Consider the following 15,333-nt stretch of genomic DNA (forward strand, 5'->3'; position numbering starts at 1 on the left):
GTCGAAAACGCGGCGGCTCAGCCCTCCCGGACCACCTCGTCCGCGCCCTTATCCAGCCGCCAGCCCCGCCACACGGGGTGCCGCAGCCGACCGGGCCCGGTCCATTCGCTGTAGGCCACCTCGCCCACCAGCTGCGGCGTGATCCAGTGCGCGTCCGCGGAATCGGGCCGGGGGACGTCCTGGAAAGGGGACGTCTTCCGGGCCAGCCGGTCCACGGTCTGCCGGAGTTCCGCCAGTTCCCGGGTACTGAACCCGCTGCCCACCCTGCCCACGTACTGGAGTTTGTCGCCGTCGGGAATCCCTACCAGCAGTGAACCCACGGTGTCCTGGCGTCCGCCCTTCCCTGGCCGCCAGCCGCCCACCACCACTTCCTGCGTCTGCTCCACCTTGAGTTTGATCCAGGTGCGCGTCCGCTGTCCGCTGACGTAGCGGCTGTCCGTCCGCTTGGCCATCACGCCCTCGAGCCCCAGTTCCCTCGCGCTCTCCAGGATATGTTCCACCTTGTCGGGGAGAACCGGGGACAGTTCCACCGGACAGCCCTGGCCGAACGCGGCCGAGCCGAAGAACTCCTCCAGCCGGGCCCGGCGCTTGCTGAAGCCGAGACGGCGAAGGTCCGTGCCGCCGTCGTACAGCAGGTCGAAAAGGAGCAACCGCACGGGGACGGCCGCCTGCGCCTTGGCGACGTCGGCGGGCCGGGTCAGCTTCATCCGCCCCTGCAGCAGGCCGAAGTCGGGACGGCCGCCGGGGCCCGGCGCGATGATCTCGCCGTCGGCCACGAACGGCTGCTCCGGCCAGCACTTCCGGTCCGCCAGTTCGGGGTAGGTGCGGGTGACGTCGTTGCCGTTGCGGCTGAAGATCCGGATCCGGTCCCGGTCCGCCACCAGGACCGCGCGCACACCGTCCCACTTCAGTTCGTACCGCCAGTCGCTGCCCTGCAGGTCCGCGGTGTCGCCGGACGTGGCCATCATCGGGCGGAAGTCCAAGGGGTCGACGGCGGGTTCCCCACCTGAGGGGGCCGCCGCCCGGGGCCCTTCCTCCTGAGCCCGGGAGGCTGCCGCCGCGCCGTCCCGCGGCGCCGCGTCCTGGCGGGGGCCGCCCGCCCCAGCCGCAGGCCGCCGTCGTCCGCCCTTCTGCTCCTGGTCCATCAGGTGGATGAGCCACTGTCCCTCCGCGTCCCCGCCCTTCCCCCGGCCGGTGTGGATCAGCGCGAACTTCCTGGTCCCGCCCAGGCCGCCGCCCTCGGAACCGGTGAGGGTGGCGATGACCTCCTTGCCGTTGATCCATTTGTGCAGCTCGTAGGTGCCGTGGTCCCAGATGGTCACCTCGCCGGCACCGTACTCGCCTTTGGGAATGGTCCCTTCAAACGTGGCGTAGTCGAGCGGGTGGTCCTCCGTCTGCACCGCCAGGTGGTTCCGGCCGCCGGTCTCGGGGACGCCTTTGGGCAGCGCCCAGGAGACCAGTACGCCGTCGTGCTCCAGCCGGAAGTCGTAGTGCAGCCGGCTGGCGTGGTGTTCCTGGATCACGAAGGAATCCCCGCTGCCGCCCGCTCCGGTGAACGGCTCAGGCGTGGCGGCGGGGTCCCGCATGCTGCGGTATTTGGCGAGCCGTGGGTTGGAGTCACGGGACGCGCCGTCAGCGTCCGGGGTGCCTCCCGAGGCGTTGACGACGGCGGCGAACGGGTCCTTGCCGTCCCGCACCCGCCGCATCACTTCGCGGTAGTCGAGGTGCTTCAGGCTGGCTGAACCGATCTCCCGCCAGGTCCGCGGTGCTGCGACCAGGGGAGTGGGCCGGCCGCGGAGCGAGTAGGGGACCACCGTGGTCTTGGCGGCACTGTTCTGGCTCCAGTCCACCAGGACCTTGCCGGTGCGGAGCGTCTTCTTCATGTCGCTGACGGCCAGGTCCGGGTGGTCCGCTTCCAGGGCCCGGGCCAATTCCTTGGCGAACGCCGAAATCTGCTCCGAGGTCTGGGTTCGGTCCAGCGCCGCGTACAGGTGGATGCCCTTGCTGCCGCTCGTTACGGGGACCGGGTCCAGCCCCACGTCCTGCAGGATGGCCCGGGCAAGGAGCGCAACCTCGCGGCATTCGGCCAGCCCGGCGCCCTGGCCGGGGTCCAGGTCCAGCACCAGCCGGTCCGGGTTCAGCGCGTTGCCGTGGGAATCCACCTGCCACTGCGGCACGTGGATTTCGAGCGAGTTGATCTGCCCGAACCAGGCCAGCGTGGCCGGATCGTTGACCAGCGGGTAGGTGATGGTCCGTTCCTTGTGGGTGATCTCGGCCCGGGGCAGCCAGCCGGGGGCCGAGTCCTCCAGGTCCTTTTGGAAGAAGACCTCCCCCGGCTTGTCCGCCGTGCCCACCCCGTTGACCCAGCGCTTCCGGGTGGCCGGGCGGTTGGCCGCCGCCGGGATCAGGACATGGGCCACGGCCGCGTAGTAGGCCAGGACGTCCGCCTTGGTGGTGCCGGTCTCCGGATAGATGATCTTGTCCAGGTTGGTGAGGGTCAACTCCCGTCCGGCGACACGGACACGCTCCTTACTGCCGGCCATGGGGCTTCACCTCCGGCCCGGTGTGATGTTCACTTGAGGGATGAGAGCCATCTGGAAAGGTGCCATCGCGTTTGGGCTGGTCAACGTGCCCGTCAAGGTCTACAGCGCCACTGAGGATCATGACATCAGTCTGCACCAGGTCCACAACGCCGACGGCGGACGCATCCGTTACCAGCGGCGTTGCGAGGTCTGCAGCCAGGTCATCGACTACTCCGACATCGAAAAGGCGTATGAGGAAGACGGCCGCACCGTGGTGCTCTCCAAGGATGAGCTCAAGTCCATTCCGGCGGAGAACAGCCACGAAATCGAAGTGGTCCAGTTCGTCCCGTCGGAGCAGCTCGAGCCGATGATGTTCGAGAAGAGCTACTACCTGGAGCCGGATTCCAAGTCGCCCAAGGCCTACGTGCTGCTGCGCAAAGCCCTCGAGGACACGGACAGGGTGGCCATCGTGCAGTTCGCGCTGCGGGAAAAGACCCGGTTGGGCGCGCTGCGCATCAAGGACGACGTCCTGGTCCTGCAGTCGCTCCTCTGGCCGGACGAGGTGCGGGAGGTGGACTTCCCCGCGCTGGACACGTCCATCCGGATTTCCGCCCAGGAGCGCGAAATGTCCGCGGCACTTGTGGAGTCCATGGCGGCCGACTTCGAACCCGCGTCCTTCACGGACGAGTACCAGGTCCAGCTGCGCCAGCTCATCGAGGCCAAGCTGGAGCAGGGCGAGTCGCTGGATACCGAGGAGACCTTCGGCGCGGACGCAGGCGAGGGCGGCAAGGGCGAGGTCATCGACCTGATGGAGGCCCTCAAGCGGAGCCTCGACCGGAAGCGCGGCGCAGAGTCCGGTACGGGCTCCGATGGCGCGGAAGCGGACGACGACGGCGCGCACGAAGGCGGGGACGGCAAGGCTCCCGCGCGGCGCACTTCCCGGGCCAAGGCTTCGGAGGGCAAGGGAGCCGCCGCTGCCCAGGCCGGTGCGGCCAAGAGCAGCACAGCCAGGGCAAGCGCCCCGAAAACCAGCGCCTCGAAGACCAGCGCCTCGAAGAGTACGGCGTCGAAGTCCACGGCCAAGTCTCCGGGCAAGCGGGCGTCCAAGGGCGCCTGAGGTGCTCAGGAGTTTCGCAGGGCGGAGATGAGCTCGCCCTTCTTCTTCTTTGAGTAGCCGGTGAGTCCGATGTCCTTGGCCTTTGCCTTCAGCTGGGGAACGGTCCAGTCCTCGTAGCTGCCGGACTTGCCGCCCTTGTGCCCTACGGCGGAGCGGCCGCTCTTCGCTGCCGCGTTGGAGATCCGGGCGGCCTTTTGCTTGGACGCGCCGTCCTCGCGCAGTTCCTCGTACAGCCCGGGGTCCTTCAGGCTGGGGTTCTTCTTTGCCGGCATGGCGCCCTCCTCGGTTCGCAGCTGCTGATCTTCCCACGCTATGCGCGGGCCGGAGGCGATTCAAGGACCTTTCCGGCACCGAACCTTTACAGTCCGACGGCACGCGTCCACAATGAGTCGCATCGAGTCCGCGGAGGTGCCCTCCGCGGGAGAGGATCCGGGATGAGCCACACCAAGGACACGGACCAGGCGGAGCAGGCGGCGGAAGCGGACCGTGCGCTCAAGCAGAAGCACCGGGCCATGTGGGCCTCGGGAGACTACCCGGCACTCGCCGGCGAGCTGGTCAGCGAACTCGGCGCCGTCCTGGTGGAAGCCTGCGGCATCAGGGCACGCCAGCGTGTCCTGGACGTGGCTGCCGGGGCGGGGAACGCCGCCATCCCGGCGGCCATGCTGGGCGCGCGTGTGGTCGCCTCGGACCTCACCCCCGAGCTGTTCGAGGCCGGCCGTCGGCAGGCTGCCGGACGCGGCGTCAGCGTCGAGTGGGTGGAAGCGGACGCGGAAGCCCTCCCGTTCGATGCAGGCGCTTTCGACGCCGTGATCTCCTGCGTGGGCGTCATGTTCGCCCCGCACCACCAGGACGCTGCGGACGAACTGGTCCGCGTGTGTGCGCCCGGCGGCACCATCGGCCTGCTGAACTGGACGCCGGAAAGCTTCGTGGGGCAAATGTTCACGGCCATGAAGCCGTTCGCCCCGCCGCCCCCGCCTGGTGCCCAGCCGCCGCCGCTCTGGGGGAACGAAGAACATGTCCGGTCGCTGCTGGGGAACCGGGTCACAGATGTGCATGCCCGCCGACGGCAGCTCGCCGTCCGCAGCTTCCCCGGCCCGGAGGACTTCGTCCGTTATTTCAAGTCGCACTACGGTCCCACCATCGCCGTCTACAAGAACCTGGCCGGTGAGGCGGACAAGGTCAAGGCGCTGGACCAGGCCCTCACCGATCTGGCCGAGGCCTTTGGTGACGCCCATGGGGACACCCCTTTCCAGATGGAATGGGAGTACCTGCTTCTCACCGCGAAGAAGGCCCGCTGAGCGGGGGCGCATAAACCGCGGAAGCCGCCGTCGGGCGCTTCTTCCGGGGAAAATCACCGGAAAAACGTCCGACGGCGGCCGCCGGGTCAGGTGCGCTGGCGCACCGGCGCCGCTACTCGGCGTCGTGGTCCGTTTCCAGGATCTGGACCAGGCGGTCCAGGGCGCCGTCCGCGCCCTCGCCCTCGGCGCGGAGGACCACCACGTCGCCGTGGGCGGCACCCAGGCTCATGAGGGACAGGATGCTGGCAGCGTCCATGGCCTCGTCAGCGGGCTCGCCTTCGCGGGCGATCGTGATGTCCAGGTCGAACTCTCCGGCTGCCTCGGCGAAGATCGCGGCAGGGCGGGCGTGCAGGCCAACCCGGCTGGCGACTGTTGCGGTGCGTTCTGGCATTCTTGCTCCTTTGGCTAGCGGCCCCTGTGGTGCGTGGGGGCCGTTGGGATTGGGGGGTGCTGCGGGGTCAGACCGTCGCGGGAACGGTTTCCACCGTAGCAGTGCTCTTCGGGGCGGCCCAGCGCTTGAGCGCGATCACTGCCAGAGCCGTCACAATCGTTCCGGCGACGATCGAGACCACGAACATCAGGAAGCTCTCGATGGCGAAGAACACGAAGATGCCGCCGTGGGGTGCCTGCGACGTGACACCGAACGCCATGCTCAGCGCTCCGGTCAGGGCGCCGCCCAGCATGCTGGCGGGAAGGACGCGCAGCGGGTCGGCAGCAGCGAACGGGATGGCGCCTTCGGAGATGAAGGACGCGCCCAGCAGCCAGGCTGCCTTGCCGTTCTCGCGCTCGGCCAGGCTGAAGAGCTTGCGGTCCAGCACGGTGGCCAGTGCCATGGCCAGTGGCGGAACCATGCCTGCAGCCATAACCGCGGCCATGATCTGCCACGGGGCCTGGTTGTCCGCGCTGCCCGCGCTGAGGCCGGCAACGGCGAAGGCGTAGGCCACCTTGTTCACGGGGCCGCCCAGGTCGAAGCACATCATGAGGCCCAGGATGACTCCCAGGATGATGGCAGAGGCTCCGGTCATGCCGGACAGCCAGCCGTTGAGGCCTGCGGTGATGCCCGCTATGGGCCCACCGAGCACCAGGAACATCAGGCCGGAAGCCACGATGGAGGCCAGCAGCGGGATGATCACCACGGGCATCAGGCCACGCAGCCAGCGCGGTACCTGCCAGGTCCCGATCAGGTGGGCGACGTAGCCGGCCAGCAGGCCGCCCACGATGCCGCCCAGGAAGCCGGCGCCCATGAATCCGGCAACGGCGCCGGCAACGAAGCCCGGGGCGATGCCGGGACGGTCGGCGATGGCGTAGGCGATGTAGCCTGCCAGGGCCGGGACCAGGAAGCCCATGGACAGCGCACCTATCTTGAAGAACACCGCGCCCAGATACGCAGCAAGGCCGCCTTCAGGGAGGTTGCCGAAGCTGTTCTCCACTACCACCTTGTCCGCGACGTCCGTGATGTCGTAGCCGCCCAGCAGGAAGCCCAGGGCGATGAGCAGGCCACCGCCGGCAACGAACGGAATCATGTAGCTGACGCCGGTGAGGAGCGCACGCTTGAGCTTCTGGCCGATGTGCTCGCCCTTCTCGCTGGCTGCACGTTCCGCCTGTTCCTCGGCGCCGAAGTGCGGGACCCGGCGGGCGTGCGGGTCCGTGGCGGCCGCGAGGGCTTCCTGGACCATCTTGGCGGGTTCGTCGATGCCGCGCTTCACGGGTGCGTTGATGACGGGCTTGCCGGCGAAGCGCTCCTTGCCGCGCACGTCCACGTCCACTGCGAAGATCACGGCGTCCGCGGCGGCGATGACGGCCGGGTCCAACGGCTTGGCGCCGGAGGAACCCTGCGTCTCCACCTGCAGGTCCACGCCGGCTTCCCGGGCTGCTGCCACGAGCGAGTCGGCTGCCATGTAGGTGTGGGCGATGCCGGTGGGGCATGCGGTGACTGCTACGAGGCGCTTGGGTGCTGCAGCGGTGGGGGTAGGGGCGCCGCCGTCGGTAATGGGGGCAGGTGCGGCGTCAACCGGGGCGGCGGCTGCGTGCGTGGCCGGCTTGTCGGCCAGGGCGCCATCCACCAGCGCCACGATCTCTTCCTCGGAAGACGCGGCACGCAGCGCGGCCGTGAAGTCCTTCTTGATAAGCGAACGGGCCAGCTTCGAGAGCAGCTTCAGGTGTTCCTGGTCCGCTCCGTCCGGGGCCGCGATGAAGAACACCAGGTCGGCGGGGCCGTCCTTGGCCCCGAAGTCCACCTTCGGGTTCAGGCGGGCCATGGCCAGGGCGGGCTCGGTGACGGCCGCGGACCGGCAGTGCGGAATGGCAATGCCGCCGGGGATGCCTGTGGCGGTTTTCTGTTCACGGGCGTAGGCGTCCGCGAAGAGGCCTTCAACTTCGGACGCGCGTCCGGCGGCAGCAACCTTGCTTGCCAGGTGCCGGATCACCGTCTCAGGTGCATTGCCCAGGTTCTGGTCGAGCTCGACCAGTTCCGTGGTGATGAGCTGGGTCACTGTCAATCCTTTCGAAGGGCCGTGATGGTTACGGCATCCGGGGTGGTTTGGTTGACTGCCGGAACAGTGGATCCGGGCAGGGAAGCGGCGGCGGCACCGTGGGCCACCGCCTGTCGGAGGCAATCAGCCGGGGCGGCACCCCGGCCGTGGGCGAGCAGGTAGCCGGCCAGCGCGGAGTCGCCCGCGCCCACCGTGCTCACGGCGGCGACCGGCGGATGCGTGGCCAGCCACGCGCCGTCGGCCGTTACAAGGACAGCTCCCTTGGATCCGAGAGTTGCCAGCACAGCACCCACACCGGAACGCACGACGGCGGCGGCGGCCTGGGCGGCTGCCTCCGGATCCGCTTCGAGCTGGTCAGCGGTGGCCGGGGCGAAGCCTGCTGCAGCAGCCAGTTCCGCCAGTTCTTCGGCATTGGGCTTCAGGAGGTCCGGCATGCCGGCCGCACCGCCGGAAACGGCTGCGGCGAGTGGCTGCCCGGACGAGTCGACGGCAACGAGTGGGGCCGCGCCGTCGTCCGTGGAACGCAGGCGGCGCGTCACGGTGGCATAGAAATCCGCGGGGAATCCGGGCGGGAGCGAGCCTGCCAGGACCACCCAGCGGGCGCCGCGGGAGCGTTCCAGCAGCAGCGTGATCAGGGCTTCCTGCTGGCTTTCGTCCAGCGCGGGCCCGGGTTCGTTGATCTTGGTGGTCACGCCGCCCGGCTCGGTGAGCGCTACGTTGGTGCGGAGCGGTTCGGCGATGGGCAGGGAGACGAAGGGGACGGCCTGTTCGCGCAGCCCGGCCAGGACCGGATCGCCGTCCGCGCCGGGCAGCACGGCCACGGAGTCCAGGCCGGAGGCCACCAGCGCGCGGGAGACGTTGACGCCTTTGCCGCCGGATTCCTGGCTGACGGAGACGGCCCGCTGCACTTCGCCGCGCTCCAGCGGGCCGGGGAGCGCCACCGTGCGGTCCAGGCTGGGGTTGGCCGTGAAAGTGACGATCATGCGATCACCACGTCAACGCCGGCCTCATCCAGGGCGGCCGCGAGTTCGGGGCCAGGTTCGCTGTCTGTAATCAAGGTATCCAGGTCTTTCAGGGAGGCGAACTGGACCAGGGTTTCCGCGTCCAGCTTGGAGGAATCGGCCAGCACCACGATGCGGCGGGCCGAGTGGACGAAAGCGGCCTTGACGGCGGCTTCTTCGGCGTCCGGGGTGCTCAGGCCGAAGGTGGCGTGCACGCCGTTGGTGCCCACGAACGCGATGTCCGGGCGGATACGGGCCGCGGCTTCCACCGTCCCGTGCCCCACCGCGACCTGCGTCAGGCCGCGGACCCGGCCGCCCAGGATCTGCAGTGCGATCCCGGGGACAGCGGACAGCTTTGCGGCGATCGGGACGGCGTGGGTGATGGCCACCAGCTCGGCGCCATCGGCAGGCCGGGCTTCGGGAAGGCGCCCTTCGGAAGGTACGACGGCGGCGCGCCTGGCCAGCAGGCCGGCCAGTACTTCGGTGGTGGTTCCGCCGTCGAGCAGGATACTGGCGTGTGAGTTGCGGGGAACCAGGGCCAGCGCGGCTTCGGCGATGCGGACCTTCTGGTCGGGACGCTGGATGGCGCGGGCCGTGACGCTCTCCTCGGTGGTGCTGAACCGGTCAGGGGCTACGGCGCCGCCGTGGACGCGGCGGACGGTGCCGGCGCTCTCCAGCGCGGCGAGGTCCCGGCGGACGGTTTCGGTGGTGATGCTGAAGCGCTCGGCCAGCAGGGTGACGCTGACCCTGCCGTTGCCGGCCACCAGGTCGGCAATCTTCTGCTGGCGCTCCTCGGCAAACACATACCCTCCATTGCGTAGTTCCGGCGTGGTGACTCGCATCACATGATGTTGAGATACTTGACTTTATCTTTGAATCTGTTGGTTTGTCAACGGAAACCAACACGAAACCAAATGGAGGAGTGGTTGTTACTTTTCTCCCGCCAGCCGGCCGTTGCTCCCGAAAAGCGAAGCGGCAGAAGTCCGACAGGCGGGGAAGCGAACGGGCCTTTAAAAGGCGGGAGCCGGGCCGGACCATTGCGTTGGTCCGGCCCGGCTTCGCGGGGTCGCTGTTCCGGGGCTAGAGTTCGCCGTCGCGGCTTTCGTTGCGGGTGATGCGCTCGCCGGTGGCCGGATCCACCACCGACCTGGTTTCGCTGACCCGGCGGCTGCGTCCGGGCGAGGCCAGAACCAGGGACACGACCAGCCCGATCACACCCACAACCATCAGGATGTAGCCGACGAGGACCTGGTCAATAAAGGGGATCAGTCCCGGGGCTACAGCCCAAGCGAGGATGGCGCCCAGGGCGATGAGGAAAATTGAGGAACCGATTCTCATGACGTACTCCTTCGTGTCCGCGGCGGCGGAGCCAGTAGGTGTTACTGCCGGTGTGTCGAATTCTGCCTGCAAGCGTCACGGTACCGCGCCCCTCGGGCTGATTCAATGACCCGCGCCGGCACGGAAGGGCCAGGTCAGGGCGGCCTCGCTAGTATGGCCCCATGGAAACTGTGGTGTGGTCACGCCCCGAACACCAGCGGGCAGGAACACCTCTGCTGGTGATGATGCACGGCTACGGCACGGACGAATCGAGCATGGTCCGGCTCTTCGATTACCTCCCCGCGGGGTTCACCTGCGCGGCGCTCCGTGCCCCGATGCCGGTGGGAGACCACTACGGCTGGTTCCTCCTGGACTACTTCCTGGCCAACGATTTCGCGGACGTGGTCCGCGTCAGCAACGCCGTGCACGCCTGGGTGGAATCCTTCCGGGGCGGGCACAGCAGCGTGAGCCTGCTGGGCTATTCGCAGGGAATGGCCATGGCGAGCACCCTCCTGCGCCTGCACCCCGCGGACTACCGGGCGGTGGTGGGACTGTCCGGTTTCGTGCTCAACAATGAGCTCCTCGCCTTGACCGATTCGTTTGAGGCCAGGCCGCCGTTCTTCTGGGGCCGGGACAAAGCCGATATGGTGATCAACCCGGACGCCGTTCATTACACGGCCGAATGGCTGGAAGCGCACACCCAGCTGACCGCGCGGACCTACCCCGGAATGGGCCATGCGATGTCCAAACGGGAGATGGCGGACGTGTCCGCATTCCTCCGCCACTACGTCCCGGGCTGAAGGTGGGGAAAAAACAGTTGCCAGCCAAATTTGTAAGCGCTTACACTCTACTTCGGCCGCGACCGCGGCTAATCGACCGGGGGACTAAGGACACTGCACTGCTGATGACTGAACACAATGCAACCGATGCCCCCGCCTGGACCGGCGCCTCCGGCATCCTCTTCGACCTCGATGGCGTACTCACCCCCACCGCCACCGTGCACGAAAAGGCCTGGCAGGAACTCTTCGAGGGGTACCTTGCCGCACACCCGGAAGCCCGGGCCTACAGCGAAAGCGACTACTTCGACCACATCGACGGCAAGCCCCGGTTCGACGGTGTGCGTGACTTCCTCGCCTCGCGCGGGATCACGCTCCCGGAGGGACCCCTGGACGACGACCCGGCCAATGCCACCGTGCAGGGTCTGGGAAACCGGAAGAACGCGGTCTTCAACGAGATCGTCAGCGCCGGAGTCGAGCCGTTCGAAGGATCGGTACGATTCCTGGAAGCCGCGCTGGCCCGCGGACTGAAAGTCGCCGTCGTCTCCTCCTCCCGGAACGCCCCGGCGGTCCTCGAGGCCGCCGGCCTGAGCCACCATTTCCCCGTGGTGGTTGACGGCGTGGTCGCAGCCCGCGAAGGCCTCCCCGGCAAGCCGGACCCCGCCACCTATGAGTACGCCGCCCGGCTGCTGGGGCTGCCCGGCAAGGAATGCGTTGTGGTGGAAGACGCCGTTTCCGGTGTCCAGGCCGGCCGTGCGGGGTCGTTCCACTCGGTCATCGGCGTGGACCGCGGCGCCGGCCGGCAGGTCCTGCTCGACGCCGGAGCCACGCTGGTGGTCAACGACCTGCAGGAACTCGTTCCCTAGATCCGCAGCGGCGCCCTCCCCCCAAGACGCCACAGCCCCGAACCGCCGCACCCCGGCACCACCCCGGCACCACCCCGAATACTTGCCCGGCCACGAACCGGCAGCACAGCCGACCGCCAAAGGACCCCAACACCATGGCACTCATCACCGCGGACCGCGAAAGGTTCCCCGACACCCCCTGGCAGCTCGTGGAAACACGGCACGAACCAGGAAGCGCCGGCACCCTGGAAACCCTCTTTGCCCTGGGCAACGGTCATCTTGGCATCCGCGGGGCCCACTGGACCCCGGCCGATGCGGAGCTGCCCGGGACGTTCATCAACGGACTGCACGAGACCTGGGACATCAAGCACGCCGAAAACGCCTTCGGCTTCGCCCGGACCGGCCAGCGCATCATCTATGTCCCCGATGCGAACAACTTCACCATCGTGGTGGACGGCGAGGCGCTTAGCCTGGCCGAGTCCGAGGTGCTGGATTACCGCCGCTCCGTCGACTTTTCCACCGGCGTCTACGAATGCCGCGTCACCTGGCTGTGCCGGTCCGGGGCTACCGTGACCACCACCGAACGCCGGGCTGTGGGCTACCGCTCGCGCGGAAGCCTGGGCATTTCCCTGGACGTGGACACGGACCGGCTGGTGTCGCTGGACGTGACATCCTCGGTCATTAACCGCCAGGACCAGCCTGTGGAGGACCACTCCGAGCATGATCCCCGCCGTTCCGGCCGGCACGCAGGGCGGGTGCTCCAGCCGGTGCGGCTCGACGGCGGCGACGGTTCCCTGCGGCTCTCCTGGCAGACCGCCGCCTCCGGGCAGCGCGTCGGGGTGGCCGTGGACCACTGGACGTCCGCGGGCCACCAGCCGTTTGAGACGAAGGTGGACCAGGACGACAGCAACGTCCGCTACGTCCTGGCCGTCACCGCGGAGGAACCGTTCCGGCTGGAGAAGAGCGTCGGCTACGCGGCCGTTTTCGATGCGCACGATGACCCCACGGATGCAGCCGAAGCCGCCGAGGCCGGCCTGCTCCCCGTCCTGGACGTTTTTGCCGAGAGCGCGGCGCACTACGGCGCCTATTGGGCGACCTCTGACATCGAGGTGGACGGCCAGCCGGGGCTCCAGCAGGCCATCCGCTGGAACCTGTTCCAGTTGGCACAGGCAACAGCCCGGGCAGACGTGGCCGGCATCCCGGCCAAGGGCGTCACGGGTTCCGGCTACGAGGGCCACTACTTCTGGGACCAGGAGGTCTATCTCCTGCCCTACCTCACGTACACCAATCCCGACGGCGCCCGCCAGGTCCTTGAGTTCCGTCACGGAATGCTTCCCGAGGCGCGGGTCCGCGCCAAGGAACTGAGCGTTGACGGCGCACTGTTCCCGTGGCGCACCATCAACGGGCTGGAGGCCAGCGCCTACTACGCTGCCGGCACCGCCCAGTTCCACATCGCCGCGGCGATTGCGTTCGCCACCAACCGCTACCTCTGGGCCACCGAAGACATTGCGTTCCGGACCGGGATGGGCGCGGAGCTCCTGATCGAAACCGCCCGCATGTGGGTCTCCCTGGGCTTCTTCGGCAAGGACGGGCTCTTCCACATCCACGGGGTTACCGGCCCGGACGAGTACACGGCCGTGGTCAACGACAACCTCTACACCAATGTCATGGCCCGCTTTAACCTTCGCGCCGCCGCGGCCCTGGAGCACGCGGGCATCACCCAGGAGGAGCGCCAGCTCTGGCAGGCTGCCGCGGACCGGATGCACCTGCCCTTCGACGACCGCATGCAGGTGTACTCGCAGGACAACGACTTCATGACGCTCGAAGGGTGGGACTGGGACACCCCGCGCTCGAAGTATCCGCTGCTGCTGCACTTCCACCCCCTGGTCATCTACCGCCACCAGGTCCTGAAGCAGGCCGACACGGTGCTGGCGATGTTCCTGCAGTGGCAGGACTTCACCGCGGAGGAGAAGCAGCGCGCCTTCGATTTCTACGATCCCATCACCACCGGCGACTCCACACTGTCCGCCTGCGTGCAGGGCATCATGGCCGCCGAGGTGGGCTATTCGCGCGAAGCGCTGGCACACTTCACGAACGCCGCATTCATCGACCTCGATGACACGCACGGGAACACGATCGACGGTGTGCACATCGCCTCCACCGGCGGCGTGTGGAGCTCGCTGGTCTGCGGCTTTGCTGGCCTGCGCGACCAGGGTCCGGTGCCGTTCTTTGACCCGCGCCTTCCGGCCTCGTGGGACGGCCTGTCATTCCACCTCCGGATCCGCGGCAGGCTCCTCCGGGTAACGCTCGACGCCGGTTCCCTCACCCTGGTGGTCCAGGAGGGCGAACCGCTCGAGGTGGACGTACGGGCGCAGCTGCTCACCGTGGGCTCCGCGCCGGTGAAGGTGGCGCTGGACCCGGTCAGTGTGCCCGAGGCGACAGTCTTCCCGAGCCAGCTGCCGACGTCGAGCATTCCCGTAGTGCGCGGCCGCGGCTGACCGCCGGGGAGCGGGAGCTGGCGCCGCTTGCGTCAGTCTCCCACCGCCGTCGTGCTTTCCATCCCGGCGGCCTGGACAAGGGGGTGCGCGAGTTCATCGTCCGGCATCCGGGCGGCGGCCACCGCGACGATCGCCATGACCGGGCCTACGCCCCCGGCCACCAGGAAAATCAGCCAGATGGGCAGCACCTCGGCGGCGGGGCCGGCCAGCGCCATGGACACCGGCATGAGCGCGAGTGAGACGAAAAAGTCCAGGCTGGACACCCGGCCCAGCAGCTGCGGCGGCACGCGCCGCTGCAGCAGGGTGCCCCAGATGACCATGCCCACGCTGCCGGTGGCGCCGAAGACGAACAGTGCCGCGGCAACGGCCCAGAAGCTGTCCATGATTCCGACGGCGGCCAGCGGCAGGGTGCCCGCGCCCCACGCCGCCATCATCACCGTGAGGTAGCGGCGGGGGAGCGGCAGCGATGCGGTGAGGAGCGAGCCGAGCGCCGAGCCCGCTCCGAGGACGGCGAGCAGAAAGCCGAACATGCGGGAGTCGCCGCCCAGCTGGTCGCGCACCACGAAGGGAATCAGCACTTCGATGGGGCCGATCAGGAACAGCACCGAAATGCAGGCCCAGAGCAGCGTCCAGAGGAGCCAGGGCGTGCGGACTGTGTACGCGACGCCCTCGCGGAGGTTCTGGACGAAGGTGGATTTCGACGCGGCCTCAGTGCCCTCCTCCGTTCGGGGCGCCGCCAGGGCGTGCCGGCCCAGGAAATTCAGCACGATGAACGCCGCCAGGTGGCACACAGCCACCGCTGTCACCGCGTGCGACGGCGACAGTGCCGCCACCACGATGCCCGCCACCGCCGGGCCGGCAGCCTGCTGCAGCACCGGGCGCATGGTCCCTTCCAGCCCGTTCGCGGCCAGGAGGTCGCCGGGCGGAAGGATGCGCGGCAGGATGGCGGAGTAGGCCGGAAAGAAGAAGGCCGCGCCCACGCCCAGCACGAACGCGCCGAGTGCCAGATGCCAGACCTGCAGCAGCCCGGCCATAGCCAGTCCGCTCACGGCGGCGATGACCCCCAGGTTGGTCCCCTCCACCGCGATAATGAGCCGGCGCTGCGGAACCCGGTCCGCCGCGATCCCGCCGGCCAGCACGAACGCCACCAGGCCAACGCTGCCGGCGGCCGCCACCGTGGACAGTTCCAGCGGGCCGCCGCCCAGGTGGATCACCTCGTAGACCATGGCCACGGCCCACATGCCCGAGCCGAAAATCGAGATGGCCAAAGCCGCGGTCAGGACCCGGTATTCACGGTGGGCAAACGGCCGCAGGGCCTTGGGGGTGGGCATCCCCCAATTCTAGTTCCGCCCTCCTGCCGCGTTGTGGTGTCAGCGGGCCAGGAGGCTGGCGGCTTCCTGGCGGGTGGTGCCGGAGTCCTGGATGCCTTCGGCGATGTGGGCGAGGTGTTCGGGGATTTCGCGGCCC

The 15,333-nt window shown here is 68.6% G+C and carries 13 protein-coding genes; 5 read left to right on the forward strand and 8 right to left on the reverse strand.

Features of this window, described 5'->3' with window-relative positions; genetic code table 11:
• Positions 1-17 precede the first annotated feature (17 nt).
• A complete protein-coding gene (locus tag ACIQCN_RS07795) occupies positions 18-2,543 on the reverse strand; it encodes an ATP-dependent DNA ligase (protein WP_400610260.1) in 2,526 nt (841 codons plus the stop codon).
• A gap of 40 nt (positions 2,544-2,583) precedes the next feature.
• Between ACIQCN_RS07795 and ACIQCN_RS07800 the strand changes: the two genes are divergently transcribed.
• A complete protein-coding gene (locus ACIQCN_RS07800) occupies positions 2,584-3,639 on the forward strand; it encodes a Ku protein (RefSeq protein WP_400610262.1) in 1,056 nt (351 codons plus the stop codon).
• 5 nt (positions 3,640-3,644) lie between these two features.
• On the opposite strand, the gene ACIQCN_RS07805 is transcribed toward ACIQCN_RS07800, so the two are convergent.
• Entirely contained in the window at positions 3,645-3,911 is a 267-nt protein-coding gene (locus ACIQCN_RS07805) for a Rho termination factor N-terminal domain-containing protein (protein ID WP_400607469.1), read from the reverse strand.
• A 162-nt stretch (positions 3,912-4,073) separates the two neighbouring features.
• Here ACIQCN_RS07805 and ACIQCN_RS07810 point away from each other — a divergent pair, with 162 nt between their 5' ends.
• Positions 4,074-4,937, forward strand: a complete 864-nt coding sequence (locus tag ACIQCN_RS07810; RefSeq protein WP_400610264.1) for a class I SAM-dependent methyltransferase — start codon at positions 4,074-4,076, stop codon at positions 4,935-4,937.
• Between the two features lie 112 nt (positions 4,938-5,049).
• On the opposite strand, the gene ACIQCN_RS07815 is transcribed toward ACIQCN_RS07810, so the two are convergent.
• The 5 genes from ACIQCN_RS07815 to ACIQCN_RS07835 form a co-directional block, all read right to left on the reverse strand.
• On the reverse strand, positions 5,050-5,328 hold the full coding sequence (locus tag ACIQCN_RS07815; protein ID WP_400607464.1) for an HPr family phosphocarrier protein: 279 nt from the start codon (positions 5,326-5,328) through the stop codon (positions 5,050-5,052).
• 67 nt (positions 5,329-5,395) lie between these two features.
• Positions 5,396-7,429 carry a fructose-specific PTS transporter subunit EIIC gene (locus ACIQCN_RS07820; RefSeq protein WP_400610266.1) on the reverse strand — a complete coding sequence of 678 codons (2,034 nt, stop codon included), beginning with the start codon at positions 7,427-7,429 and terminating at the stop codon, positions 5,396-5,398.
• A gap of 2 nt (positions 7,430-7,431) precedes the next feature.
• Positions 7,432-8,412, reverse strand: a complete 981-nt coding sequence (locus ACIQCN_RS07825) for a 1-phosphofructokinase family hexose kinase (RefSeq protein WP_400607461.1) — start codon at positions 8,410-8,412, stop codon at positions 7,432-7,434.
• Complete coding sequence (locus tag ACIQCN_RS07830; protein WP_400610291.1) at positions 8,409-9,233, reverse strand: DeoR/GlpR family DNA-binding transcription regulator; 825 nt, start codon at positions 9,231-9,233, stop codon at positions 8,409-8,411. The genes ACIQCN_RS07825 and ACIQCN_RS07830 overlap by 4 nt, the downstream gene beginning before the upstream one ends.
• A 277-nt stretch (positions 9,234-9,510) precedes the next feature.
• The gene (locus ACIQCN_RS07835; RefSeq protein ID WP_400607458.1) at positions 9,511-9,768 is read right to left on the reverse strand and encodes a DUF6458 family protein; all 258 of its coding nucleotides are present in this window, start codon (positions 9,766-9,768) and stop codon (positions 9,511-9,513) included.
• A 161-nt stretch (positions 9,769-9,929) separates the two neighbouring features.
• Here ACIQCN_RS07835 and ACIQCN_RS07840 point away from each other — a divergent pair, with 161 nt between their 5' ends.
• The 3 genes from ACIQCN_RS07840 (at position 9,930) to ACIQCN_RS07850 (ending at position 13,866) form a co-directional block, all read left to right on the forward strand.
• Positions 9,930-10,547, forward strand: a complete 618-nt coding sequence (locus tag ACIQCN_RS07840; RefSeq protein ID WP_400610268.1) for an alpha/beta hydrolase — start codon at positions 9,930-9,932, stop codon at positions 10,545-10,547.
• Between the two features lie 104 nt (positions 10,548-10,651).
• Entirely contained in the window at positions 10,652-11,389 is a 738-nt protein-coding gene (locus ACIQCN_RS07845; protein ID WP_400607453.1) for an HAD family hydrolase, read from the forward strand.
• A gap of 134 nt (positions 11,390-11,523) precedes the next feature.
• The gene (locus ACIQCN_RS07850; protein ID WP_400607451.1) at positions 11,524-13,866 is read left to right on the forward strand and encodes a glycoside hydrolase family 65 protein; all 2,343 of its coding nucleotides are present in this window, start codon (positions 11,524-11,526) and stop codon (positions 13,864-13,866) included.
• 32 nt (positions 13,867-13,898) lie between these two features.
• Here ACIQCN_RS07850 and ACIQCN_RS07855 read toward each other — a convergent pair whose 3' ends face one another.
• Positions 13,899-15,197 (reverse strand): MFS transporter, encoded by a 1,299-nt coding sequence (locus tag ACIQCN_RS07855; protein ID WP_400610270.1) that lies wholly within the window; start codon positions 15,195-15,197, stop codon positions 13,899-13,901.
• Between the last annotated feature and the right edge of the window lie 136 nt (positions 15,198-15,333).

Origin of the sequence: Pseudarthrobacter sp. NPDC092424, assembly GCF_044754925.1 — a bacterium.
Lineage (GTDB): Bacteria > Actinomycetota > Actinomycetes > Actinomycetales > Micrococcaceae > Arthrobacter.

Bases quoted from the DNA above. Each gene is read 5' to 3' on its own strand.
- ACIQCN_RS07795 (WP_400610260.1), bottom strand. From the start codon at position 2,543: ATGGCCGGCAGTAAGGAGCGTGTCCGTGTCGCCGGACGGGAGTTGACC.
- ACIQCN_RS07800 (WP_400610262.1), top strand. From the start codon at position 2,584: ATGAGAGCCATCTGGAAAGGTGCCATCGCGTTTGGGCTGGTCAACGTG.
- ACIQCN_RS07805 (WP_400607469.1), bottom strand. From the start codon at position 3,911: ATGCCGGCAAAGAAGAACCCCAGCCTGAAGGACCCCGGGCTGTACGAG.
- ACIQCN_RS07810 (WP_400610264.1), top strand. From the start codon at position 4,074: ATGAGCCACACCAAGGACACGGACCAGGCGGAGCAGGCGGCGGAAGCG.
- ACIQCN_RS07815 (WP_400607464.1), bottom strand. From the start codon at position 5,328: ATGCCAGAACGCACCGCAACAGTCGCCAGCCGGGTTGGCCTGCACGCC.
- ACIQCN_RS07825 (WP_400607461.1), bottom strand. From the start codon at position 8,412: ATGATCGTCACTTTCACGGCCAACCCCAGCCTGGACCGCACGGTGGCG.
- ACIQCN_RS07835 (WP_400607458.1), bottom strand. From the start codon at position 9,768: ATGAGAATCGGTTCCTCAATTTTCCTCATCGCCCTGGGCGCCATCCTC.
- ACIQCN_RS07840 (WP_400610268.1), top strand. From the start codon at position 9,930: ATGGAAACTGTGGTGTGGTCACGCCCCGAACACCAGCGGGCAGGAACA.
- ACIQCN_RS07845 (WP_400607453.1), top strand. From the start codon at position 10,652: ATGACTGAACACAATGCAACCGATGCCCCCGCCTGGACCGGCGCCTCC.
- ACIQCN_RS07850 (WP_400607451.1), top strand. From the start codon at position 11,524: ATGGCACTCATCACCGCGGACCGCGAAAGGTTCCCCGACACCCCCTGG.
- ACIQCN_RS07855 (WP_400610270.1), bottom strand. From the start codon at position 15,197: ATGCCCACCCCCAAGGCCCTGCGGCCGTTTGCCCACCGTGAATACCGG.